The 23,410-nt window shown below is 41.8% G+C and carries 21 protein-coding genes and 1 tRNA gene; 12 read left to right on the forward strand and 10 right to left on the reverse strand.

Going from position 1 to position 23,410, the window contains the following annotated elements; all coding sequences use genetic code 11:
* Window positions 1-49: 49 nt before the first annotated feature.
* Genes ACYQ2M_RS12390 through ACYQ2M_RS12400 form a run of 3 tightly spaced genes read right to left on the reverse strand, consistent with a single transcriptional unit; the run spans window position 50 to window position 3,587 of the window.
* On the reverse strand, window positions 50-826 hold the full coding sequence (locus ACYQ2M_RS12390) for a hypothetical protein (RefSeq protein ID WP_459916661.1): 777 nt from the start codon (window positions 824-826) through the stop codon (window positions 50-52).
* Entirely contained in the window at window positions 819-2,558 is a 1,740-nt protein-coding gene (locus tag ACYQ2M_RS12395) for a tetratricopeptide repeat protein (RefSeq protein ID WP_459916662.1), read from the reverse strand. The genes ACYQ2M_RS12390 and ACYQ2M_RS12395 overlap by 8 nt, the downstream gene beginning before the upstream one ends.
* Before the next feature lie 51 nt (window positions 2,559-2,609).
* Complete coding sequence (locus tag ACYQ2M_RS12400; RefSeq protein WP_459916663.1) at window positions 2,610-3,587, reverse strand: sigma-70 family RNA polymerase sigma factor; 978 nt, start codon at window positions 3,585-3,587, stop codon at window positions 2,610-2,612.
* A gap of 222 nt (window positions 3,588-3,809) precedes the next feature.
* On the opposite strand from ACYQ2M_RS12400, the gene ACYQ2M_RS12405 reads away from it, so the two are divergent.
* Window positions 3,810-3,886 (forward strand) — tRNA-Arg (locus ACYQ2M_RS12405).
* 242 nt (window positions 3,887-4,128) lie between these two features.
* Here the strand turns inward: ACYQ2M_RS12405 and ACYQ2M_RS12410 are convergent.
* Entirely contained in the window at window positions 4,129-4,827 is a 699-nt protein-coding gene (locus tag ACYQ2M_RS12410; protein ID WP_459916664.1) for a PspA/IM30 family protein, read from the reverse strand.
* 1,125 nt (window positions 4,828-5,952) lie between these two features.
* On the opposite strand from ACYQ2M_RS12410, the gene ACYQ2M_RS12415 reads away from it, so the two are divergent.
* Both ACYQ2M_RS12415 and ACYQ2M_RS12420 read left to right on the forward strand, forming a co-directional pair.
* Entirely contained in the window at window positions 5,953-7,128 is a 1,176-nt protein-coding gene (locus ACYQ2M_RS12415) for a reverse transcriptase family protein (protein WP_459916665.1), read from the forward strand.
* A gap of 6 nt (window positions 7,129-7,134) precedes the next feature.
* Window positions 7,135-7,335 carry a cold shock domain-containing protein gene (locus ACYQ2M_RS12420; RefSeq protein ID WP_459916666.1) on the forward strand — a complete coding sequence of 67 codons (201 nt, stop codon included), beginning with the start codon at window positions 7,135-7,137 and terminating at the stop codon, window positions 7,333-7,335.
* An 87-nt stretch (window positions 7,336-7,422) separates the two neighbouring features.
* Here the strand turns inward: ACYQ2M_RS12420 and ACYQ2M_RS12425 are convergent, their stop codons facing one another.
* The 3 genes from ACYQ2M_RS12425 to ACYQ2M_RS12435 all read right to left on the reverse strand — a co-directional run bounded on the left by ACYQ2M_RS12425 (window position 7,423) and on the right by ACYQ2M_RS12435 (window position 9,774).
* Window positions 7,423-7,881 carry a hypothetical protein gene (locus ACYQ2M_RS12425; RefSeq protein ID WP_459916667.1) on the reverse strand — a complete coding sequence of 153 codons (459 nt, stop codon included), beginning with the start codon at window positions 7,879-7,881 and terminating at the stop codon, window positions 7,423-7,425.
* A complete protein-coding gene (locus tag ACYQ2M_RS12430) occupies window positions 7,868-8,719 on the reverse strand; it encodes a TIR domain-containing protein (protein ID WP_459916668.1) in 852 nt (283 codons plus the stop codon). The genes ACYQ2M_RS12425 and ACYQ2M_RS12430 overlap by 14 nt, the downstream gene beginning before the upstream one ends.
* A gap of 335 nt (window positions 8,720-9,054) precedes the next feature.
* Window positions 9,055-9,774 (reverse strand): hypothetical protein, encoded by a 720-nt coding sequence (locus tag ACYQ2M_RS12435; RefSeq protein WP_459916669.1) that lies wholly within the window; start codon window positions 9,772-9,774, stop codon window positions 9,055-9,057.
* Window positions 9,775-10,209: 435 nt separating this feature from the next.
* On the opposite strand from ACYQ2M_RS12435, the gene ACYQ2M_RS12440 reads away from it, so the two are divergent.
* The 6 genes from ACYQ2M_RS12440 (at window position 10,210) to ACYQ2M_RS12465 (ending at window position 13,870) form a co-directional block, all read left to right on the forward strand.
* A complete protein-coding gene (locus tag ACYQ2M_RS12440) occupies window positions 10,210-10,647 on the forward strand; it encodes a JAB domain-containing protein (protein ID WP_459916670.1) in 438 nt (145 codons plus the stop codon).
* 11 nt (window positions 10,648-10,658) lie between these two features.
* Complete coding sequence (locus ACYQ2M_RS12445) at window positions 10,659-11,000, forward strand: YkvA family protein (protein ID WP_459916671.1); 342 nt, start codon at window positions 10,659-10,661, stop codon at window positions 10,998-11,000.
* A 116-nt stretch (window positions 11,001-11,116) separates the two neighbouring features.
* Window positions 11,117-11,482, forward strand: a complete 366-nt coding sequence (locus ACYQ2M_RS12450) for a hypothetical protein (RefSeq protein WP_459916672.1) — start codon at window positions 11,117-11,119, stop codon at window positions 11,480-11,482.
* 147 nt (window positions 11,483-11,629) lie between these two features.
* On the forward strand, window positions 11,630-12,025 hold the full coding sequence (locus ACYQ2M_RS12455) for a DUF2787 family protein (RefSeq protein WP_459916673.1): 396 nt from the start codon (window positions 11,630-11,632) through the stop codon (window positions 12,023-12,025).
* Window positions 12,025-12,435, forward strand: a complete 411-nt coding sequence (locus tag ACYQ2M_RS12460) for a hypothetical protein (RefSeq protein ID WP_459916674.1) — start codon at window positions 12,025-12,027, stop codon at window positions 12,433-12,435. Before ACYQ2M_RS12455 ends, ACYQ2M_RS12460 begins: the two co-directional genes overlap by 1 nt.
* Before the next feature lie 244 nt (window positions 12,436-12,679).
* Entirely contained in the window at window positions 12,680-13,870 is a 1,191-nt protein-coding gene (locus ACYQ2M_RS12465) for a tyrosine-type recombinase/integrase (protein ID WP_459916675.1), read from the forward strand.
* A gap of 1,285 nt (window positions 13,871-15,155) precedes the next feature.
* Here the strand turns inward: ACYQ2M_RS12465 and ACYQ2M_RS12470 are convergent.
* A complete protein-coding gene (locus ACYQ2M_RS12470) occupies window positions 15,156-15,413 on the reverse strand; it encodes a hypothetical protein (protein WP_459916676.1) in 258 nt (85 codons plus the stop codon).
* 239 nt (window positions 15,414-15,652) lie between these two features.
* Between ACYQ2M_RS12470 and ACYQ2M_RS12475 the strand changes: the two genes are divergently transcribed.
* Window positions 15,653-15,934 carry a hypothetical protein gene (locus ACYQ2M_RS12475; RefSeq protein ID WP_459916677.1) on the forward strand — a complete coding sequence of 94 codons (282 nt, stop codon included), beginning with the start codon at window positions 15,653-15,655 and terminating at the stop codon, window positions 15,932-15,934.
* 1,853 nt (window positions 15,935-17,787) lie between these two features.
* Here the strand turns inward: ACYQ2M_RS12475 and ACYQ2M_RS12480 are convergent.
* Window positions 17,788-20,964 (reverse strand): YfjI family protein, encoded by a 3,177-nt coding sequence (locus tag ACYQ2M_RS12480; RefSeq protein ID WP_459916678.1) that lies wholly within the window; start codon window positions 20,962-20,964, stop codon window positions 17,788-17,790.
* 790 nt (window positions 20,965-21,754) lie between these two features.
* Window positions 21,755-22,453 (reverse strand): PspA/IM30 family protein, encoded by a 699-nt coding sequence (locus ACYQ2M_RS12485; protein ID WP_459916679.1) that lies wholly within the window; start codon window positions 22,451-22,453, stop codon window positions 21,755-21,757.
* A 461-nt stretch (window positions 22,454-22,914) separates the two neighbouring features.
* Here ACYQ2M_RS12485 and ACYQ2M_RS12490 point away from each other — a divergent pair, with 461 nt between their 5' ends.
* Complete coding sequence (locus tag ACYQ2M_RS12490) at window positions 22,915-23,052, forward strand: type II toxin-antitoxin system RelE/ParE family toxin (RefSeq protein WP_459916708.1); 138 nt, start codon at window positions 22,915-22,917, stop codon at window positions 23,050-23,052.
* Window positions 23,045-23,335 carry a helix-turn-helix domain-containing protein gene (locus ACYQ2M_RS12495; protein WP_459916680.1) on the forward strand — a complete coding sequence of 97 codons (291 nt, stop codon included), beginning with the start codon at window positions 23,045-23,047 and terminating at the stop codon, window positions 23,333-23,335. Before ACYQ2M_RS12490 ends, ACYQ2M_RS12495 begins: the two co-directional genes overlap by 8 nt.
* The last annotated feature ends 75 nt before the right edge of the window (window positions 23,336-23,410 follow it).

The following is a 23,410-nucleotide window of genomic DNA, read 5'->3' on the forward strand; positions in this document are numbered from 1 at the left end:
CCCACCTGTCCTGTCCCTGACATTATGACGCATAACTTACAAATAATTATCACGATCCTGGTTCTGTCAAGTGAAAGAGTCTGTCCTTGTTTTTAATGATAATATTGGGACTGAATGAGGTGATTTGAAAACCAAGTTGCCGATTGTGGCTGTCGGTTAAAACAGTGGTTTGAGCGATGGGGTAACTGTCAAAGCGGTTAAATTGAGCATAGTGCAATTTTATCACAGGGGGGCCATCCGAAGACAGCTTCCAGTAATCTGTGACCTGGCCAGTCTCATTAAAAAATATTTTTTCCATGGGCAGCCCCCATCCGTTTTTAAAAACAAGCCGGGAAGTATTGTTTTCAACTGTGTGCAGACTGACGTTGTTTCCCCCTTTCAGGGGAATTTTCCCGGTGAGCACTGCAATGATATCTTTAACTTTCACCGGCAGGGAAAGGATGGGCTTAAGGGAGGGGTTGGGCCGGTTTATGGTGTGGGGAGAATGCTTTCCTGTATGGGAAACAAAGGTTAAAGTTTTTCCGTCTGCGGCAATGGTTTCCACCGGAATACCAGACGATAAAAGGGTCATGCGAAGGCAGTCAGGCCAATTTGCCACCCAGGCCATGCGATAGGTTTCTGTTTTGCCATTGCGGGTGAGAAAAAGATTACCAGTGCCCCTGGAGGTGATAATTTCCTGGTTAAACTGCCGCACCTTATCGGCTGCCTGTATGGCTTTTAAATCTTTTTTATGGTGTCTGGCAGGCAACAGGGCACACCCGGATAAAAGAGACAGGCCCAGCAGAAAAACCATGATTCGCACCGTAGATACGGGAAATTTATTCATGAAGGGTCTGTTCCAGTATTTTTATTTTCTTTTTGAGATCCACCTTGTTGGTGGTGGCCTTTTTTAAGGCTTTTTTATATACCTCAAGTGCTTTTTCAGGCTTGTTAACTTTCTGATAGGCATCCCCAAGATGTTCTGCAACCACCGGATCATGGGAAGACAGCTCCAGGGCACGTTCCAGATGCTCAATGGCCTTTGGGAAATCTGCCTTGCGGTAATATACCCATCCAAGACTGTCTGTTATATAGCCATCATCGGGGTTCAATGCCATGGCTTTTTTTATTAATTCTTCAGCAAGTTCCAGTTCTATGCCCAGATCGGCATAGGTGTAGCCCAGGTAGTTCAGGGCCGTTGCATTGTCAGGTTCCAACTCGATGACCTTCTTCATGATCCGGATGGACTTATCCTTATTTCCCCATTTGTCATGGATAATTCCTGCCCGGAACAGCATTTCTGCATTTTCCGGATAGAGAGCCAGGCCCTTATCCAGCATCTCAATGGCTTTGGCATACTGCTTCAGATCTTCGTAGATGGAGGCCAGATAGGAGATAATCTCCGGATCATTGGGCAATTCCCGATGTTTCTGCAAAAGAAATTCTATGGCTTTTTCAGGCTGTTCTTTTTGGCTGTATAGATAGGCAATGTGAATGATGCTTTTTCGATAATGCTCGGCATCGGATGGGATCTGTTTAAAATGGTAGATGGCCTTGTCAATGTCTTGTACAGCATCAAAGGAAAGGCCAGCCAGGTAATGAAGGACCGGGTTTTCCGGGGCTCCGGCAAGAAGACCTGTAAAGATAATCACCGCATCTTTGTATCGCTTGTTGCCGATAAATTCCTTGGCTGCAAGCATGAAAGGACCGGGATTTCGTTGATGCTTTTGTCCGAATTCCGCCAGCTGTTTCTGGGCCAGATCCTTTTTCCCATGCTGGTAATAGTACAGGGGGCGTTCCAGGGAAGCGCGTATATTATGGGGATCTATGGTAAGAATTTCTTTATAAAGCTGGATTATTTCCGGAGACAGCCTGGTTTCATTGCGGGGATCTGATTCATAAATGGAGATAAGCTCAAACCGGGGTTCCACCAGTTCTGAATTCAACTCAATGGTTTTTCTAAAAGCCTTTTCCGCATATTCAATATTATTTTGCAAGGCATGAATTCTGCCAAGGAAAAAAGGGGCCACATAGGATTTGGGAAACTGCACGGCCATTCTTGTGTAAAGGGAAAATGCCTCTTCCAAGTTGTCCTGGTCCATGCAAAGACTGCCAAGCACAATATAGGCATTTTGATTATCCGGTTGAAGATGGATAATTTTCTGATAAATGGCTTTTGCTTCCGCATCCTGTTTTAATTGAAGATTCATTTTTGCAAGCAGAGAAAGGGCAACCACATTCTCCGGATGGGTTTTAACCATGCGTTCTGCCACTTCAATGGCCTTGGAAGGGGATTTAGTTTGAAGATACAGCACCACCAGTTCCTGATTGAGATAGATGGAATCCGGATCCATGGCGATGGCTTTCAGCAAAAAAAATGTTGCCTTGTCCCACATCCTTTTCTGTCTGTAAATTTCTGACTGCATATAGAGGTAATAGGCAGACTCTTTTTCCTCCACCAGTGTGACTGGCTGGCGGGAGGGTTGCGGGGCAGGGGAGGGGGGAGTGTTAATTGGCCGGGCACATCCCCCCATTATAAGAACAACAATCACCAGGGGTAGAAAAAACGCTTTGTTCATGTTCGTCATGTCTCTTGTGGATTGAGCAGGTCTTGGTTGCATATAAAAAATTTACACCTGGGAATGATCGTAGGCTGCAAAGTCCGGCATTTCATTCTTAAAATATTCTTTCATCTTTTTTATGATATTATTTTCAATCTGCCGAACCCGTTCCCGGGAAATGGAATAAAGTTCTCCTATTTCCTGGAGGGTTAAAGAGTCATCGGAAAAGATTCTTTTTTCAAAAATATCCAGTTCCCGCTGATTCAGTGTCTGCTTGAATTCGTTGACCCGAAGGTGGAGAATATCTTCAATTTCTTTTCTGGCAACTCGTTCTTCTGTGGAATCTGTATCCACATTGATAAATTCAATACGTTCGGTGTCTGAATCATCGCGCAGGGGCTCATCAAGGGAGAGGTCCCAGCCGTCCAGGCGCTGGTCCATCTCCACAATTTCCTGTTCTGAAACCCCCATGCGCTCTGACAAGAGCTTGGGTCGTGGATCAAATCCCTCTTCAATGAGTTTTTGCTTTTCTTTTTTAAGACGGAAAAAAAGTTTGCGCTGACCCTGGGTGGTGCCGATTTTCACCAATCGCCAGTTATCCATGATAAATTTAAGAATATATGCCTTGATCCAGAAAGAGGCATAGTAGGAAAATTTCACATTTTTTTCAGGATCAAATTTTTTTACGGCACGAACAAGGCCAATGTTGCCTTCCTGGATAAGATCCAGCAGGTTCTGCATCCAGATTCTCTGAAAATCAAGGGCTATTTTTACCACCAACCTCAGATTAGAGGTTACCATGATATAAGCAGCATCGCTGTCATTATCCTTCTGGATCTTTGTCCCAAGATCTTTTTCTTCATCCCGGGTCAAAAGTCTGTACCGGTTTATTTCAGCAAGATAACTCTGCAGCGGATCCAGTTTTACCAGGGCTTTACTGGGAGCAATATGTCGTTTATCCGCCGGTGTAAGATACCCTCTTCTCACTGCAGATTTTATTTCTTTCTGAGGTTTTAGTTTAACCTTGGCTTCGCTTTTTTTAACCATTCTTTTCTTAACCTTATATTTTCCGTTCTCCCCAAATAGTCCTGAAAAAAACCGGATTATCGAGTGTAATCCTGTGGGCTTTGCCATTCAAAAACAGGCTGTGCGCACAATTTGTATCATCATAGACCAAATAGAAATAAAATTCGATTAAAAAATTTTTTTATGGTAAATCTTTTTTTTTGTGGACAGATCGATTGGTTTTGATATATACACATCCTGTTTGCGCCAGTAGCTCAGCTGGATAGAGCAACGGACTTCTAATCCGTAGGTCGCAGGTTCGAGTCCTGCCTGGCGTACCATTAAACTCAAGGGTCTTCAGCAAAATTGTTGAAGGCCTTTTTTGTTTCTCCGGTCAAGCTCCGGTACTTTTGATTTATTTCCTTATTCCAATTGGCTTTCTGATCCATTCCCGAAATTATCCCTGTACAGAATTTCTTATTATACCATCTTTCTTATCTTTTGGCCAGCAGCCCCCAGCGTATTGCTTCTTTGGTGTGTATTGGTTGCCGGGGAAACATTGTTTTTTATTTCATGGGTTGGTCTATTTGTCTATGTCCATGCGCTTCTTGAGTGCATCCAGCATGGCTGATCCCTTGGGTGTTTTGTCTGCAAGGGCCTTATCTATCTCTTTGTCTGTGGTGTCTGTCTGGTCAAGGATGTCCCCATAGGCCGATGCCAATGATTCTTCCTCCTCAACTCTTTCTTTCATTCTCTCCAGCATGGCAACTGTTCCTGATGAGTCCATGGTGGAGAGCTGGGCATTTATTTTCTTTGTGGATGCCGCTGTCTTTGCCCTGGCCTTGAGGGTGGTCAGCTCGTTGTCATAGGTGGTCAGGGTGGAGCGTAATTTAGAAACGCTTGTGTTGATGGTGGTTGCCATGGTTTCATGCCCTGTTGCCTCATCTCCGAGTCTTTTGGCTTCTGATGACAGCTCTGCCTGTTTTTCCAGGGCCAGGGTTGCCAGTCTTTCTGCTTCTGCTGTATCCATTGTGCCTTTACTGGCATTGAGGAGGAGTTGCTTTGCCTTGTTCTCATAGTCTGCTGCCAGTTTTTGTTTTGCATTGGCCTCTTTTCTGGTTCTGATGGCCATGGCTTTGACCTGGGCCAGATTCTCCATGGCTGCTTGGAGGTCTTTTTTGAGATCCCTTATGCCTTGTTCGGTCATTTTTATGGGATCTTCCAATTGGTCTATTACAGAATTGATATTTGATTGGCCTACTTTCAGAAATCTTTTCAGCATGGTGTTCTCCTTCTTATTGATATGGTGTATCTCATTCAGCCTGTTGCTGAGGTTTGTCAGGGTATGTGTTGATCCTGTTCAGCGGGCTGTGTGTTGGTTCAAACTATGTTGGGATAGACTTTATCAGCTTGGGTGGATAGAGCGAGGACGTAATGAGTGGGTTACCGACATGCCCCCTTTGTGGAAGGTAGGAGGAATTTGTTTCTGCCCGTTGTCATTATCTGAGGAAGGCTTGTGGCCATGGATGAGACATATAGTAAGACTAACTTCACATTTTCCATATGGCAAAAACTTAGGGCTTTGATGTATTTAGCTTAACGTTTCAGAATAAGAATAATCGACTCAAGTCTTTTATATATAAAAATTTTGAACTAAGGAGTCACGTGATAATAAAAGGTATGACTTTTGATTTATATCTCATTGAAACTCAAAAGGTTATAATAAAAAGAAACGCCATTTATTCCTGTACGACTCCTAAGAGATTAAACTTTAAGATAAAAGTGGCAATTGATATGATTTAAAAACAATCAAGTTACCGATCTAAATCTATTTTTTTTTATTTCTATTGACAATAAAAATATTTCTAGATATGTCTTTCTTAACGAGCAGGTGTACCGCCTGTTTGCTAGATCTTTGAAATGCAGTGGTAAATAAAAGTGAGAACAAAGGCTTTATAAGCGATTCTGAAAGATTATTTTTGGAATCTATACCGGCCCCCTATGTGTCTTTAAGGCTTGTCGCATCTTCCCTTCCTGCGATAACGACACTTGTCAGGCAGAAAAACTAAGAACCACTACGGCTCAGTTCATTTTTCTCACGGACACCTTTTTTTATGGCAGGCAGAGCATCTGGATTTCCCAGATGCCTAACGTAGAGAGAGGATAATAAAATGATTATTTTTTGTTTATGTCGAAAAGTTACCATTGTAGATCTGTCCAATTCTGTTTCGAAAGAAAACAGTCTTGGTAAAAAGCAAGCTGAGTTGTTGAAAAAGAAAAAGTTGACCCGAAAGAGCTGCTTTTCTCTGCTTAGAGATTTAATGATAGAAATAATTGTAAAAATTACTTCTAATTTTATTTTCTAAGTGGGTTCTTAGTTATTTTTTTATAAATTCAAAAATCAATTATGATTAATACACATAGAGACAAGCCATATTATGATGCTAAGAGTATTGGTAGCCTAGAATCGCTATCTGAGACTTTAGATATAAGAAAAAGTGCCTTGCTTGATTTGGCCTCTAATCCTGATAAGCATTATTACTCGTTCGAGTTAAAAACAAAAAAAAAAACTAGACTGCTACATGATCCAAAAGATTTTTTAAAAAAAATTCAAAAAAGAATAAATTCTAGAATCTTTAATCACGTAATATTTCCAGATTACCTTCATGGAGGACTCCCTGGGAAAGATTACTATTCAAATGCTCTTTCGCACACAAAATCAGAATATATTATTACTTTTGACATCAGAAGTTTTTACGATAACATTAGCCGTGAAGAAGTCGTGAAAATTTTTCAATTTTTCTGCAGATTCCCACTTGATGTTTCGGAAACACTCTCATATCTGATGACCTTTAAGGGCAAGGTTCCTCAAGGTGGCGTAAATTCATCGAATATTGCGAATTTGATTTTCTTTGAGACTGAATATCAGTTAGTGTCATTTTATCGGAATCAAAACATTACATACAGTCGTCTTCTTGATGATATAGTCTTGTCATCAAAAAAACGACTACATGAACAAAAAAAGACACAAATTTGTCAAGACATTTCTGGTTTAGTCCGTAAAAAAGGGTTGCGTTTGAATAAAGACAAATTCAAATTTGTCTGCAGAAAACAGACGGATGAATTAATGAATGTTACAGGGCTTTGGGTAAATCACGCCAAACCAAAATGCAGTAGAGAAGAAAGGAAAAAAATTCGTGCAGCTGTGAATCATTGCGAAAAAGCTTTCGAAGTATCATATACAGACTCTTCTTATCATAAATTGTGGAACAAAACTTCAGGACGTGTTGCAATGCTAGCACGAATAGGCCATCCTCAAGCTATCAAACTCAGAAAAAGACTCAATTGTATCCTTCCAGTGTTTTCATTGTCAAAAATTCAAGAAATCAAAAGAGAAGTTGAAGGCTTGGAAAACTTATCGAATAAGAAAAAACAAAAATTAGGCAGTATAAAAAAAATCAACAGAATGATATATTTATGTGGCATAATTAACAGGTCTAATAAAAACCTTGGAAAAAAGCTGAGAAAGCGACTTGTGGATATCAAGGTTGTAAAAAGTTATGATGAATATTGGGAGAGCTAATCGATAATGGAATACGGCTATGTTCATGTTTATGACCCACTCAAAGGATTTGGATTCATTCGGAGAAGTGAAGGCAAAGATGTTTTTTTCCATTATACAGGCTTAATAAGTCCCGAATCATCTATTAATGAGGGAGTCAAGGTTTCTTTTTTAACCGAAAAAGGAAATAAAGGGTTAAGGGCCATTAAAGTTGAAGTAACGACATAAAGACTTTACGAAACTATTCAGTCGATGATAAAAACGCTGTCAATAAAAAAGATCCCAACGGCATTCAAGCTATTGGGATTTTCTTTCTTAATCGTCTTTCTCGCTACCAACCAAGACTTTCTCCAGAGCTTCTTTCTTTTTATTTTCCTTCTTCGCCTTTGCAACAGCCTGTCTTTCCGCCAGTCGTTTGGCCTTGGCTTCAGCTCTTTTCTTTACTGCCATACCCACATGGTCAGGCAAGCTGATGTCTTTACCTTTCAGGCTACCAATCTTTTCCATGAGTGGGTCCCAGCTTTTCAGGTGCAGTTCGGTCTGCTTACCAGCCCTCACAGCCGCCACCCCTTCAGCCTTTAGTATAGCCGTCAGATAACCGTGGTTATTGGTTGATTTTCCCATGTACAGCTCTTTGAGGATGACGGCCTTAAAAGTTTTTTTAGGAGCATTATTCAGCACATTACGGATCTCTTTGAGCGTAACCCATTTGGTGCTGTAAGCTCCACTGCTTTCATTTTTCTGTCTGTCCCTTGATCCCCTAAATTGCTCCAAGACCAAAAAGGAACTCACGTCCTTTGCTGTCCAGTGAGTATGTTGTTGGTTCAAACGAGTTATAAGATGCGTGGATAAACTCTTTTTCTTCTAGCTTTTCTAGGTAAAACTCAGTTCGTTGTTGATTTAGTCCAGTTTGATTAGCAATACTTGGGAGCGTGACGTAATTATTTGCTTTCGCCAAGAACTTAAGGATTTCTATCTGCTCCTCATTTAAATCATCTGTATTTGATAATTTGCCAGTATTGCTTGGCAGAATTGCTGCCTCACTTTTTTCTATTGGTCCGGCATGAGCCGCGAGTTCCTCATACATTTTAGAAAAGTCGATTCTTGGTATGATCTTTACTTCTAGATGCTTTGCAATTGCTTGAAATAATCTTTCAGGTAAATGCTGATCGAGATTCAGAGATTGTAATGCATTGATTGGAGGAGGAAGCTCGTTTCTAGATAATCCACCATAGCAAATAGGTATGACTGGTATGGATTGAGCCCATCCACAACCGGCCTCAAAGTTTATCCAAGGTCTATGTATGCTGTTAGCACTACATAATAAAAGTATGATTTTTGAGCTTGTGATTGCCTTTGTTATTTCATCGAGCCACTTCGTGCCCGCAGGAATACTATCGGGATCAGAACTGACAAAAACATTGAAATTGCCAAGAAATGTCGACTCGACCCATTCCTTTATCACTTTTGCCACTTCAGCTTCTTCTGATATATGACTTACAAAAACATCCATGAATATATTTCTTTTCTTTTTTGGTGGTGTCTTAGCACGTTCTTGTGTGGATCTTGATATCATTATAAAATGAAAGATATCGAGAAGAGTTTTAAACATTTTTGGAGATTACCCTTATCCCTGTATGCCTCTGAGATGTAGTTGTCAAGAAAATTCTGTGTCGTTTGTCACTAAAAGTCATAGCCATTTCAAATCAAGAAGCGATGCACAAATTTCAGAAATTCCACAAAAGAGATGGACACCCTGATTTTTTTATCTTTTGTTGCCAATGCACATTGCTGCTTGTTCGGTTTTTACGCATTTCTGATCTATATGGGCCATATTTCATCAACTCAGATGACCATCAGATCATACTGAGAATAGGGGCCGTCAAAACAGTATCCAGTCAAGAAAAAAAGATCCCAACGGCAATCAAGCTATTGGGATTCTCTTCCTTAAACCTCTTCCTTGTTGCCAGCCTGGGCCGTTTCTAGGGCATCTTTCTCCTTATTTTCCTTCTTCTCCTTTGCAACAGCCTGTTTTTCCGCCAGCCGTTTGGCCTTGGCTTCAGCTCGTTTCTTTGCAGCCATTCCCACATGGTCCGGTAAACTGATATCCTTGCCCTTCAAGGAAGTAATTTTCTCCATGAGTGGTTCCCAGGTTTTCTGATGCAGTTCAGTCTGTTTCCCAGCCATCACAGCCACCACTCCTTCAGCCTTCAGTATAGCAGTCAGATACCCATGGTTATTGGTGGATCTTCCCATGTACAGCTCTTTCAGGATGATGGCCTTGAAAGTCTTTTTAGGGGCGTTATCCAGTATATTACGGATCTCTTTCACCGTTACCCACTTGGTGCTATATGCTCCAGTGCTTTCATTGCCGGAGATGCGCAAACATGGCTCATCACTCCCATCGTCGATCCCGATATCATACTCCAACTTGCCAGCTCCACGGGTAGACAATTTTGGGCAACTGCCATGATAGAGGATTCTGATGGTGGGTTCCTCATTCTGGGATTCTTGCTCCTGCTTCGCTTCCTGCTTTTTCTTTGCTGGTTCAGATGATGCCTTTTCCGGTGTCACTCCTTCTCCTGGGATCATAGACTTTGATTCCAAAACTTCATCATTCTTGCCTGCCTTTTCTGCCTTGCCGGATGTCTTCTTTGATTTTGCCATGCCTGTCTCCTGTATTGAGATTGTTGGAAGGTGAGAACACAGAGAGCCCGGCATTTCTGTTCATGCTACCAAGGCTCTCTATAAAAATAATATTTATTTCAAAGCCCTTTATTTACGTGGTTTTCCCCTCTCCATAGGCATTGGCGATCTGATTCTTATTATAAAAGCATTATACTGATTTTGATGGCTTCTCCAGTGTTTCCGGTGTTATCTCCATATCCAGCAGGGCTGTTATCAACAGTCTTCTCATTCCCCCCGCAAGGCGTATCTACTCCATTTTCAAACATATATTATTTCATTAGAAATAGATGTTTATGGATATCCCTATATCCAGCAATTCCAGTAATTCCAACAATACTCTTGAAAGTATGGAGGTAGCTTATGTGTGGAGAAAGTCAATTTTGGAACGATGTGCGATCAGGGAAGTTTGCGTCTATGGTCATGGAGTATTCCAGGGGCCAGCAGTTGAGCAGTGCGGTGGAGGTATACAACGCTGTCAAACCTTTGATGGCTGAGCATGATGATGTGGAATCATTTTACTGTGTCTTCCTTGATGCAAAAAATAGGGTACTGGGCATGGAGAAATTATTTTCAGGAACCATTACCAGTTCCAGGGTGTATCCCAGGGAGCTTGTCAAACGCATCTTTGCTTTGAAAGCCTGTGCTGTGGTGTTGGCTCATAACCATCCCTCTGGTGATACGGAACCATCCCCGGAGGACTTTGAGATCACCAAAAAGATAGCCATAACCCTGCATGGTCTCGAGGTCACGGTGCATGATCACATCATTGTGGGCAATGGTCATTACAGCATGGCAGAGTCTGGATGGCTTGGGACTATGCAGTTTGAGATTCTGGAGATGACAAACAGATGATGGAGGGGTGTATGAGTCAGAAGAAGTACAGCAAGCATTACAGTGATGATGATCTCAAGAAAAAGGTGGGTTTCCTGCCGTCGTCATTGAGCTCTAAGGTTATCCGACAGGTGTTGATCCTGTATGTCCTACTCAAGGACCCAGACGTTCCAGGCTGGGCAAAGGCGGCCATAGTCGCAGCTTTGGGATACTTCATTTTTCCCTTTGATCTTATCCCTGACTTCCTGCCGGGAGGTTACATAGATGATCTGGCGGTGATGGCGGGGGTGGCACGGCAACTTTATGTCTACACCACTCCTGATATTTTGGAACAGGTTGATAAGTTGATGCCGAGATGGGCCAAAGGGAAATGACGGGGAACATAAGGCAGTCCATATATTCCAGTAATTCCCCAGATAGATGAAAGCACTCCATCACCAAAAGGGTGTGACCGATGACAAAAGGAGGGACGATGCTTCATGTAAGATATGTGAAAGATTTTGATCTCATTGATGACGTTGAGATGAGAGATTGGTTAAGAAGGGAAAATCCCTTTATCCCGGCAAAAGATGGGGATTCAGGTTTTTATCCTGACGATCATGGTTGGTTGATTGTCCTTGATGGTAACGCATCTGTGGAGGCATTAGACACGGGTATCACAGTGCTTGATAACCTTTTAGGCGTTGAGTGCTGGGAGTTCGTTACATACAACCCCAGTGTTGCTGTCTGGCTGGCGACGGTTATCATCGGTGATGGTTTCGGCATGGCCATTGCCATCCCAGATTCTATCATATTGCATTCCTCTTTGAGGGAAACACTTACTGAGACCGTTGGATCTGATTCTTTGGATACATGACAAAGAGGGGGTAGGGGATGAGAAAATGGTGGGCATAAGGCATGTCCATATATTCCAGTAATTCCACAAATTGATAAAAGCAGTCATATAAAAAAACGGCCCTATACCAGAGATGGTATGGGGCTTTTGTTGTTTATGGAGGAAATTATGAAAATTATGGAAGTTGGGTATGTATTACCCGTCAGCAAAGATTTGGTGGACATTCTGCGCAAAGAGATAGACGCATCGGGTAACAACAGGGCAGGGGGTATGATCCTAAATTTTCGAGACCCCAAATACTCTCCTGAGTCTGGCGGTTTTCATCCTGTAGAGGTCATGGTGTCTGGTAACGGTGCCATCCAGTACATCACTGATTTTTCATACTCTGGTTATCCGGCAGAGCTTGGCAAAGCCATAGATTTTGACTTTAGTTTGGGCCTCTTCCAGTTTTATGGCGTTGAGAAACCCATCAACCATGGGCATGAGTTCTTCTGTTTATGGCAAGAAAACTTTTGCACCTACTACGGATGGGGGACTTATACCGTTACCGTACAGGGGGTGTGATGATTGTCCATATAAAAGAGAGTGTCCTCAGTTTTCCCTTTGTGAGGCAGGAGTTTGAGGATGTGGGAGAGTGCCTGGCATTGGATTTGTCTGCAATTAAGGTCTCACTGACGCGCGATGTACACACAGATTCCTATGATATTGAAATTTGTATTTATGGGCAGGAGGATATCCCAGATTCTCCCCCTGTCATCCATCACCGTTGTGCTGGTACGTCCAGTATTCAGCCATTGAAAGCATGTGGGGGCGTGCCACCTTATAGGGTGTTGTCCTTGTTTGATCAGGATCTTTTGGATTTGTTCACTGACAAGGGGATGATGATCAGGTGGAACCATGGTGACTTGACTGCCAGGGATATTGATCCTGTACTTCATAAAAACATTGGCTTGCTGTTTGCCCAGGAACAATAACCATAGGGTGATAACCCCTGTTTACCTTCAAGACAACTCAGATTTCCTTCTCGGCGTAATAAAAGGGTGGAGAGTTGTCTACCCTTTTTCGGGCAGTTGTACCGGACGTGGACCGGATTTTTACTGGTTAAGTCAACATTACATTGAGGGACAAGGTACGTGGACACCGGGTCAAGGGTCTACTGATCAGTTGTCCACTACTTTTACCCAAAATACCAAATTCCACATAAAAAAGGAGGTTCTTATGGGCTTACCACAACAACATTCACGGTCTACCAACAAATTCAGGTTTTCCAAGACAGCTTTGGATAAACTTCCCCCGAATGCAAAAGATTCCCCTTCCAGAGAGAAAGAGTATTCAGATCAGGAAGTCATTGGGCTGAAACTGCTTGTCAGCAAGAATGGCAGGAAGTTTTTCCATCTCCGATATCGGTACAACAAACGTAAGAGAGTCATTTCTATTGGAGAGTATCCGGCTGTGAGTATTTCCGATGCCAGACAAAGGGCCAACGAGTTTAAAAACATGCTGTCACGTGGCATTGATCCTTTACTGGAGAGAAACAAGCAGAGCGATAGCATTACTTTTGCGGAGTTCGTCACACAGGAGTACATTCCATTTGCCAAGGTTAACAAGAAGAGCTGGAAAGATGATTCTAACAAGTATGAGAAAGACATGAAAAAAGCCTTTGGTAAGCTACCCTTGTCGGCCATTACCACAAGGGACATCCAGCAGTATCAAACAAAGATCAAAGCCCGTACCTCAGCTGGTACATCAAACCGTCATTACTCCCTTCTGAGCAGAATATTTAACCTCGCCATTGAGTGGGGTTTCCTGGAGAAGAACCCATGCAAAGGGGTTAAGAAGCAAAAGGAAGCGGGAGGCAAGGAACGTTATCTCAACAAAGATGAACTCAAACGTTTTCTCCAGGCTTTGGATGAGGTTGAGCAAAGTGTTTCTACACATTCCATTAGGTTTTTGTTGTTTTCAGGAGCACGGATGTCTGAGGCTTTGGGTCTGTTGTGGACAAATGTTGATATTGAGGGTGGAACGGCTTTGCTTGCAGATACCAAAGGTGGAAAGGCCAGAACCATTACCCTTAACGATCTTGCCAAACAGGTGCTTGTTGAGATGCGATCTTTCAAAATTAACAAGTATGTTTTTCCAGGAGCGAAAGCCAATACCCATTTGGCAAGTCCTCGGAGGCTTTTTGAGACAGTCAAGGAAAAGACTGGTATCGGTAATTTTCGTATACATGATCTCAGGCATTCCTTCGCGAGTATTGCAGTCAACAACGGTGCCAGTCTGTATGAAGTTCAGCGTCTCCTTGGTCATGCCTCCAGCAATATGACACAAAGGTATGCACATCTTTCTGATAAGGCTGTCAGGGATGCAACTGACGGTGTTGCTGCACAAATTACAGAAGCTGTTGCATAGACAAACGATTCCTCTATCCTGTTTTCGGGATAGGGGGATTTTTTTAGGAATGTGACTTTTTATTGTTGATATCTCATTGTATTTTAGCTAAGTAAAAGAGTTTTTATATATTATAAAGTTGATTTTCAAAATCGTTTTAAATAACTTATAAATTTTGATATGTCCTTTTTTATATGAAGCAGATATGTGGATTTGAGCAATAAGTATAATTTGCGGTTAAATAATAAATTATGAATGATATCTGGGTCTGGTGATCAGCTTGTTAATTCAGAAGCAACTTTATGCATTGTAAAGTTGAGTAGGTGTGAATGTGGAAATCAAAGTTTATTGGAGATAAGCTTGTATGAGGTTCAACGTCTTCTTGGTCATGCCTCCAGCGGTATGACACAGAGATGTGCACCTCTTTCTGATAAGGCTGTCAGGGATGCAACTGATGGCGTTGCTGCACAAATTGAGGAAGCTGCTGCTTAGGCAAATGATACCCCTATCCTGTTTTTGGGATAGGGGATTTTTTTTTGGTAGAGAAGGTGTTTGGTCATGGCTGATATAAAAGGGAAGTAACGGGGGGACAGAAAGCAGTCATTATATTCCAGGAATTCCACAAAAAGATAAAAGTATTCTTATTCCCAAAAGGATCTGATCGTGGGGTTATAAAAGGGATGGGCAAAAGGAAAGTAACTGTGGGCATAAGATATGTCCAGATATTCCAGAAAATCAAATTGTAGGAAATTAGGGAATTTCAGGAAGCAAAGTGAGAGTAGAAAAATAAAACGGTCAGAATCTCCAGAGTATGTTTGTTTTTTGTGGCATGTATGTGATACCCGCCGTGCACTTCTCTCCTGGCATTTCCGCTTGGGCTCCATGCCAGTAGGCGCACAGCGTGCACCACCATACCACAAAACTATAGGCGGGGGGTATGCTTGTTCTTTTCCAAGATTCTGGCGGCATGGTCACCGTTGTGATGGTTTTCCCGGTGTCAGAAGAGTGAGCAAAGATAACTGGGAGAAAATGTTTGATTAGAGTTACCGGTGAGAACCATGGAAAACCCATGGAAACCTAATTGTAGGAATTTAGGGAATTTTAGGAACCTATCTGGGATAGAAAAAACCACACCGATAAGAAATTTATAAAAACAGTTATTTTCTCTTACTTGTACGCCCTTGTTCCACATCGATGCGAGCTACCGGGAGCAGGCAGAGCCTGTTCTCGTAGCGTAGTTGTGCCCGACGGCAATGTAGCCAAACGGAATTGCCAGTCGTAGGCACAAGGTGCATGAGATGTTTCTTTATGAGTTCATTTTATTTTTACTTACTTCTTCTTCAGATACTGAGATATGTTTCCTTGGTGATGGTGGGGGCATATGGGCATCCAACAAGTGGATTATTATTACAGATATCCTGGTTATGATATTTATGGCAAAGACAGGGCCTCTGTAGGGGTGATGATAGGGGGTTATACAACCATATAAACTTATGGTGACTATTTGTTGTGCAAGGGCCTTTATTCCAAGAATGGTGATGGCCCGTCGTGCGCCTACTGGCATGGAGCCTCAAGCGGAAATGCCAGGAGAGAAGTGCACGATGGACATCATTCCATTCTCATGTTTCCTGATTGCTGTGGGATGGCAAGGTATGTAGAAGTTTTCCCCGGTGTCGGAAGTAAACACCAAGAGTATTGATCATAAAAAGGTTTGTACAAGAAGTTATAAAAAACTAATTGTTGGAAATTAGAGAATATTGGGAAGGGAACTGAAAAGAGAAACTCATAACTGGAAAGGGACTCATGGGTATCACAAAGGATATGTCTTTAGGATCTCATCTTGTTTTTACTCATAGTGTTTCCTCAGATGATGAGACTTTTTCACCTGGAGATGGCTTCCCCTTTGATGGGTATCCAACATATAAGTCTATTGATACTATAGTTGTTGTAGATATATTGATATCTATTTGTAAAATATCTTATATTGTTTTTGGTTATGATTATGTGCTTTATGAGAAGTTTTTTGAGATCAACATATATGTACATATATTCCAGATATTCCATAGATTAGAAAAGAGTTATTGATTGGCTAGATTGTCACTATGAGGATGATGAGCCTGTTTAGCTTTGTCTTTACCCACATCGATGCGAGCTACCGGGAGCAGGCAGAGCCTGTTCTCGTAGCAGCGTAGTTGTGCCCGACGGCATGGAGCCTCAAGCGGAAATGCCAGTCGTAGGCACAAGGTGCATGAGATGTTTCTTTATGATTTTATCTTATATTTCTATTTGTTGTATCTCTTCAGATATTGAGCCCTATTCCCCTGGAGATGGATTGTACCCTTTGATGGGTATCTAATCAGTGAGGTAGTGATACAGATATCATCCTGTGGATGTTGTCTTGGAAAAGATGGCTCTGTGATGGGATGAGGGTGGTATGGTTATCCAGCATGCAAACTCATTGATATTTCAGTTGTTTAAAACCTTTGTTGTGTTCTGGTAACAGCTTGTAAGATTCTTATATTCTTATTTGTTTTGACTATCAGATATAGTTATGAAAGCTATTTCCTTCCAGGTTCTTTCATCTTTCTTTGGTTATGGTCATGGTGGTCTATAAAAAGATTTTTGAGATCAACATCTGGTTCCATATATTCCAGATATTCCACAGATTATAAAAAGAGATTGGTTACCCTTTGATGGGTATCCAGCAAACGAAGTAATATTACACAGACCTCCTGTTGATGATATTTTGGAAAGGCAGAGCCTGATATGGTTATCCAACATATAAACTTATTGAGATTACAGGTGTTGTAGGATTTTGTAGTCATCCTGATGACTCTTTGCAAAGTTCTTATATTATTATTGATTTTTATTGATAGATGTAGTTTTGAAAAGTGTTTTCCTTTAGATTCTTTCCCTGAGAATTGGATGATGTCCGTCGTGCACTTTTCGCCTGGCAGTTCCGCTTAGGCTCCATGCCAGTCGGTCCACAACGGCCTTCATCATTCTCTGGGGAAAGACCGGGTATATGGACATTCGTAAGACCACAAGTACTGACTTCCTTCTCTCATATCCATTCATTTCTGTTTATGGTATTGGGGCGGGGAGTATAGGTGTGCTGATATCAGATTGTAAGGTTCTTATATTCTTATTGGTTTTGATCATCAGGTATGCTTGTAACAGCTACTTCCTCCAAGCTCTTTGATTGTTCTTTGGTTATGATTATGTACATTATGAAAATATTTTTGAGATCAACATCTGCTTCCCTATATTCCTAAAATTCCCCTAATTAGAAAGATTGTTGATTGTTTGGTTTGGAGGGTTTCCTGCTGTGTCTGGGGTTGTGACGGTGTTTCTGTCATCCATAACTACACGGGATAACCAAATGTATTTGACTATGATTAAGGCACGCAGATCGGCCAGTACATCGAACCAGCACCATACTGTGATAACCCGGATGTTGAACCTTGGTATTTAGTGGCAGTTCCTGGAAGACAACTCCTGGATGGGTATCATAAAACCCATGGAGGCTGGTGATCAGGGGGCCGCAAGTGGTAACGGACAGTGCATCAAGCCATATTACAGAGGTTGTCAGATAGTACCTGCAAGGTCCTGCCCTTATCACATCCAGGTGGTCTGGGTATGGCCTATCCTCATTTATCCCTTTTTGCAGGAGTGGGTGCGGATATTTTTTTGAAAGTGGTTCCCTATATTCCCTAATTTCCCCAAAAAGATTTTCAGGTAGGGTGGTAATTGTAGGATTTTATGGATTATTAGGAACAACTCTTCGCCCATCAGAGTGTTTTTTTGGGGGTGAGCACCTTTCCAGGAGAGACAGTCGGTTAGTTCTGGACATCCCCGTAATTCCCGAAGGCAGTTTGGTAAAGGTCTGATTGCCTATTTGTGGGAACTACAGGAATTTTAGGAACTGCTTGTGTCCATCAGACTTGTTTTTTCTGAGTTCTTTCCCAGTCGAGCACATCTGGGTTGATTGTGTATAGGGGGGCAGGTTTTCTTCCCCGATTACTTTTGCCAGGTGGCCTTACACCCTTACTCTCATATAGGTATCCTTTGTCGCATAGAGTTTTCAGAGCTGCTTTGAGTTCGTCTATATTAGTAAAGTGACCTTTCGTCAATTGATGTATTTCGCTGGAAGTCATCATCTTTCGATCGCTTTCCTTGATTTTTTTCCAGACATATTCTGCTTCTTTTATCTTGGGTTCAGTTGGTGTAAGGGCAACCTCTGCATGTTTCAGGAGATATTTACCAATTTTGATGGCATTTCTCATTGTTGCCGCATTCACTGGTTGTTTCCACCCGTCGGTGGTGTCGACATTTTCGGCAAGGTGTAAAAGGGCTACAATTTTTGACGTATGTCCATTAAGTTTTCCTACCCAATCTGTCATGTGGCTGTATTTGCCAGTCTCTCTCATCGTTTTTTCTACTGCAACGAAAAAGTCATCCCATTGCTTACCTGAGTTTTTTGAAAGAGTGATGAGTTTTGGCTCACTTTCCTCATTATCCTTAAGCTTGAGTAATTTTAAGATGTTATAATTGTAGGTCTCATGAATTTCTTTCGGAATACTTGCTGGATTGGCAATACGATGCCCCAGTGTGTCTTTGGGGATACAGAAAAAGATCCTTCCCCATAGCCCCCTACCTCTAACCTCTGGATTTGCGAAAGTTTTTTTCAGCAAGGCAGGTTGAAAATATAACCCAAAGGTGAAAGCAGGCCTTGCTATGAACTCGGTTCGGTCCTTACGGTTCACCTGTATTGTTTCACCACCGCTTGCCTTTAAAAGATTACTATAGTTGGGGCCAGACGAGTATCTGTTGCTGGTCAAATTATTGACAAAGTCACCCTCGGGAGCTAAACAAGCAAGTTTCCCATTATTATTATAGAGTTCTGTCGTAAAAGATTCTGGAGTTATGTCATCTACCAGCAGACGGGGTGGTTCTTTGGTAGCTCTTTTACATGCCTCCTTCTCTGTGAAGAGCTTATCAGCTACTTCTTTCAGAGATCTTTCTTCATCGGTACCTATGGCTTCCAGATACTTTTTCTCTGCTTTTTTGCGCATCATCTCGATACGTTCTAACTCGTTTTCTTTGGCACTCAGGCTTTTCTTGAAAATTTCATAATGCCTTACATCGTGATCGGTGATGGGTTTGCATGTCAACTTAAAAGCTGCGCTTTTCCTGGTTCCTGGTCGCATTACCGTGATTATATATATGCTGAGGGTCTCTTCGTAGTTATCTTTTAGCCTTATCTCAAACTTCCTTTGTGATGCGACCGCAAGGCACGCAAGGACTTGCATAGCGACAGCATCCAATGGTACCTGTATGGAGTGACTCCCTGCCTTGACAAACTCTTTTAGCCAGGTAGGTAGTGCTTCTATGGGAAAGGGTGTGGGAGGATTTTCTAATGTCAGCGGTGTGAAACTTAGTTCTGATTCTTCTTGATATTCGGTGGTCATTATATCATCAAAGGACATCTCTATGTATTCATCGTTTATCAGTGATTCATCATCCTCGACATATTCAGGATCTTCAGAGTCTCCATCTTCCTGCTCATCAGACTCCTTCTCATGTAGTTCTTCAGGGTCTTCATCTAACAGTTCATCCTCAGCATCTGTTGGGCCATATATTTCATTTAGCGTTTCTGTGTCATCGTAGATGTGCCATTTGGGTTCTTCTGCTAAGCCAGAGTAAAGGACAATTTCCAAGTCCGTACAAAATTGTTTGTAGTGATTTACCAGTTCATCGGGGATTGACTCAGAACCATTTTGACCATCTTCAGATTGACAATATCCTTCATACTCGGTGCGATCTATCCACACTTCTAAGTGGTATGCTCCTGGTATCTCTGGTTGTTCGAACAAGGACTTGTCATTGATTACAATTAAAGCATCTGAACAACCATATTTTTTAGCTATGGCATCCCTTACGTCATATTTTGAGCAAACAACTAAAGCCTCCTTGGCATTCATCCCAAGCTTCAACTCTGTTTCATCGTATGTGTACCATTCTGGATTTTCTGCTAAGCCAGAGTAGAGGATAATTTCCAAGTCCTCGCAGAATTTTTTGTAGTGCTCCTCAAGCCCATTGAAAATTGTCTCTGAAGCACTTTCATCATCTTGAGAGTGACAATGTTTTTCATACTCTGTGCGTTCTATCCATATTTCTAAGTGGTGTGCTGATGGTACTCGGGGTTCTTCGAACAAGATAGAGTCCTTGCTCACAACAAAGATGTCCTCAGTCTCATATTTTTCGGCTATGGCATCTCTTACGTCACTTCCCGCACAAACTACTAATTCCTCTTTATGAGCAAGATATTCAGACTCAACGGGTTCACCGAACATGGTTTCCCATTCGGGATCTTCTGCTAACCCAGAGTAACGAACGATATTTAGTCTCTGACAAGAATTTTCGAAGTTTTCACATATCTTCTCGATATCAACATTTTCTTGGTCGTCCCTGTCTATCCAGATTTCCAAGTGATGAACATTAGGGATTTTCATCTCATAGATGATTTCTTCTTTTAGGTAAGCCCAGACTGATGTCGCGTATGTCTCATGTATTTTGATGGCTGAAAAGGTCTCTTTGCAAAGTACAAGTTTTTCCATATTTCTGGGCTCTGCTTGAGATTTGTCATAGAAGATTGGTCTATCTCTTCGTGTGTCAGAGGGAGCATTTATGTGTATTGTCCCAATTTTGAACTCCTCAAAAGAAGGGAATTTTTTAATGATTTCTTTTGTCATACCTGTACATTTATTGGCTGCATTCTTTTTCCATTTATAAAAAAAAGCGTATCCAATTAAGATATCATCATGCGTTTGTAGCTTTGCTATGACGTTATTAAGAACCTCATTTTCATCAAGATTTTTCTCATCATCAAAGTAAGACAGTGGTTTTCTGAGATACCTGAACGCTTTGTTAACTTTTCCGCTAAAACCTTTTGATCTAAAAAGATTGGTTAACAGTTCTCCATCTTCATATTTTCTAATGGACTTCTCGGTGTTCTTTTTGATTTCCATGCCTTCCTTGGCATTTTCCCATATTTTGCAGTAATTTTCTTGATACTCAGTTATTCTTGTTTTGTCGCTTTTTCTGGTTATCATTTCACATTGTCTCCATTGTTAGTAATTTACTATCGTCTATGGAGAAATTTGACTACCATAGTCAAAGTGTGGGGTGCAACCTTTTATTTGTTTCTTGTGTATAGTCTATGATACTTTCCAAGAAGGTATTCGTGGTCACATAGTCTTCAGAAGTTGTTGGGGATTGCAAACACGTATGATATCTGTCTTCACGGTCATTTTTTTTTGGGGGGGGGGATCCTGGGAGTGGTGGTGATTTTTTCCGTCGTAAGTTTCCGGTCAACTTCCGGTACTTTGTCTGTGATGGAGTGTTGTTCTTGTTGGTAACTTTGCCTGAGGGGCAAGGCAAAGTTCTTGTATGATGGGATTTCCCTTAAAACTGGTATCCAGCCTCAGCTTTAAGGACATTTTTTGCATATGCCTTATCCAATGCTCTGGGTTGCCTTGGAAAACGAGAAGAGTCATGCTGACTTGCGCTGGGTGTCTTGATTGTAGTTGTTATTTCAAGTGTTTAACTCAAAGGCCTTCTAATCCGTAGGTCGCAGGTTCGAGTCCTGCCTGGCGTACCATTAAACTCAAGGGTCTTCAGCAAAATTTGTTGAAGGCCTTTTTTGTTTCTCCGGTCAAGCTCCGGTGCTTTAGCTTTATTTCCTTATTCCAATTGGGTTTCTGATCCACTCTCAAATTTATCCCTTTACAGAATTTCTCAGTATACCACCTTTCTTATCTTTTGGCCAGCAGCCCCCGGCGTATTGACGCTTTGTGTGTATGGGTTGCCGGGGGAGACATGACCTTTTATTTCATGGGTGGTCTATTTGTCTATGTCCATTCTCTTCTTGAGTGCATCCAGCATGGCTGATCCCTTGGGTGTTTTGTCTGCAAGGGCCTTATCTATCTCTTTGTCTGTGGTGTCTGTCTGGTCAAGGATCTCCCCATAGGCCGATGCCAATGATTCTTCCTCCTCAACTCTTTCTTTCATTCTTTCCAGCATGGAAACTGTTCCTGATGCGTCCATGGTGGAGAGCTGGGCATTTATTTTCTTTGTGGATGCCGCTGTCTTTGCCCTGGCCTTGAGGGTGGTCAGCTCGTTGTCATATGTGGTCAAGGTGGAGCGCAATTTAGACACGCTTGTGTTGATGGTTGTTGCCATGGCTTCATGACCTGTTGCCTCATCACTGAGTCTTTTGGCTTCTGATGACAGCTCTGCCTGTTTTTCCAGGGCCATGGTTGCCAGTCTTTCTGCCTCTGTTGTATCCATTGTGCCTTTACTGGCATTTAGGAGGAGTTGCTTTGCCTTGTTCTCATAATCCTCTGCCAGTTTTTGTTTTGCATTGGCCTCTTTTCTGGTTCTGATGGCCATGGCTTTTACCTGGGCCAGACTCTCCATGGCTGCTTGGAGGTCTTTTTTGAGATCCCTTATGCCTTGTTCGGTCATTTTTATGGGATCTTCCAATGGGTCTATTACAGAATTGATATTTGATTGGCCTACTTTGAAAAGTCTTTTGAACATGGTGTTCTCCTTCTTATTGATATGGTGTATCTCATTCAGCCTGTTGCTGAGGTTTGTCAGGGTATGTGTTGATCCTGTTCAGCGGGCTGTGTGTTGGTTCAAGCTATGTTGGGATAGACTTTATCAGCTTGGGAGGATAGAGCGAGGACGTAATGAGTGGGTTACCGACATGCCCCCTTTGTGGAGGGTAGAAGGAATTTGTTTTTTAGGCAACGCAGAGGTCCCCGGCCGGGTTATTGATAAAATGTCTTTACATAAGTTATCAAACTTGACAACTTATGAATTGGAGAATAGAATTTTATAATAATAAGGCGAAAAAGGAGAAATTAGGACTACTCGACGGTATTGTTGCCAATTTGATCCGGACATTTGAACTCATTAAAGAGTTCGGGCCAGACTTGGGCAGGCCACACACCGCGCCGCTGGGGAAAATGAGATAAGAGCAAAAAGGATGTGATGGTATAGCAAAGTCATTTTTCTGCTCGATTGAAGAAAAACAGATAGTCGTCTTGCACTCAATAATCAAAAAAAGCATGAACGCTCCCAAAACAGATATGGATCTTGTCGTTAAGAGAATGAAGGAGGTTAAGATTGGATGATTTTGATTTTGAAAGCTTTAAAGATGAAGCATTGAAGAATCCGGCAGTAAAAAAAGAATGTGACTCCCTTGAGCCAGTGTTTGAATTACGACGCAAATTAATTAAGTTGAGAATAAATAAGGGAGTAACCCAGGAACAACTTGCCGGGATAATGGGAACCAATAAAAGCAATATCTCCAGGCTGGAATCCGGTGAGAACATTTCCTATCCCACATTTAAAACAATTTCAAAATATGCAGCTGCCCTGGGCTACAAGGTTGATATTGAGTTCAAGCCTGTTTGACTTTTACCCCACATTAATCAGGTGATTCAGATCGAGGCCATTCAAGACAATAAAAAGAAATTTGATCTGGCAAAT

This window comes from Desulfocicer niacini (assembly GCF_054657595.1).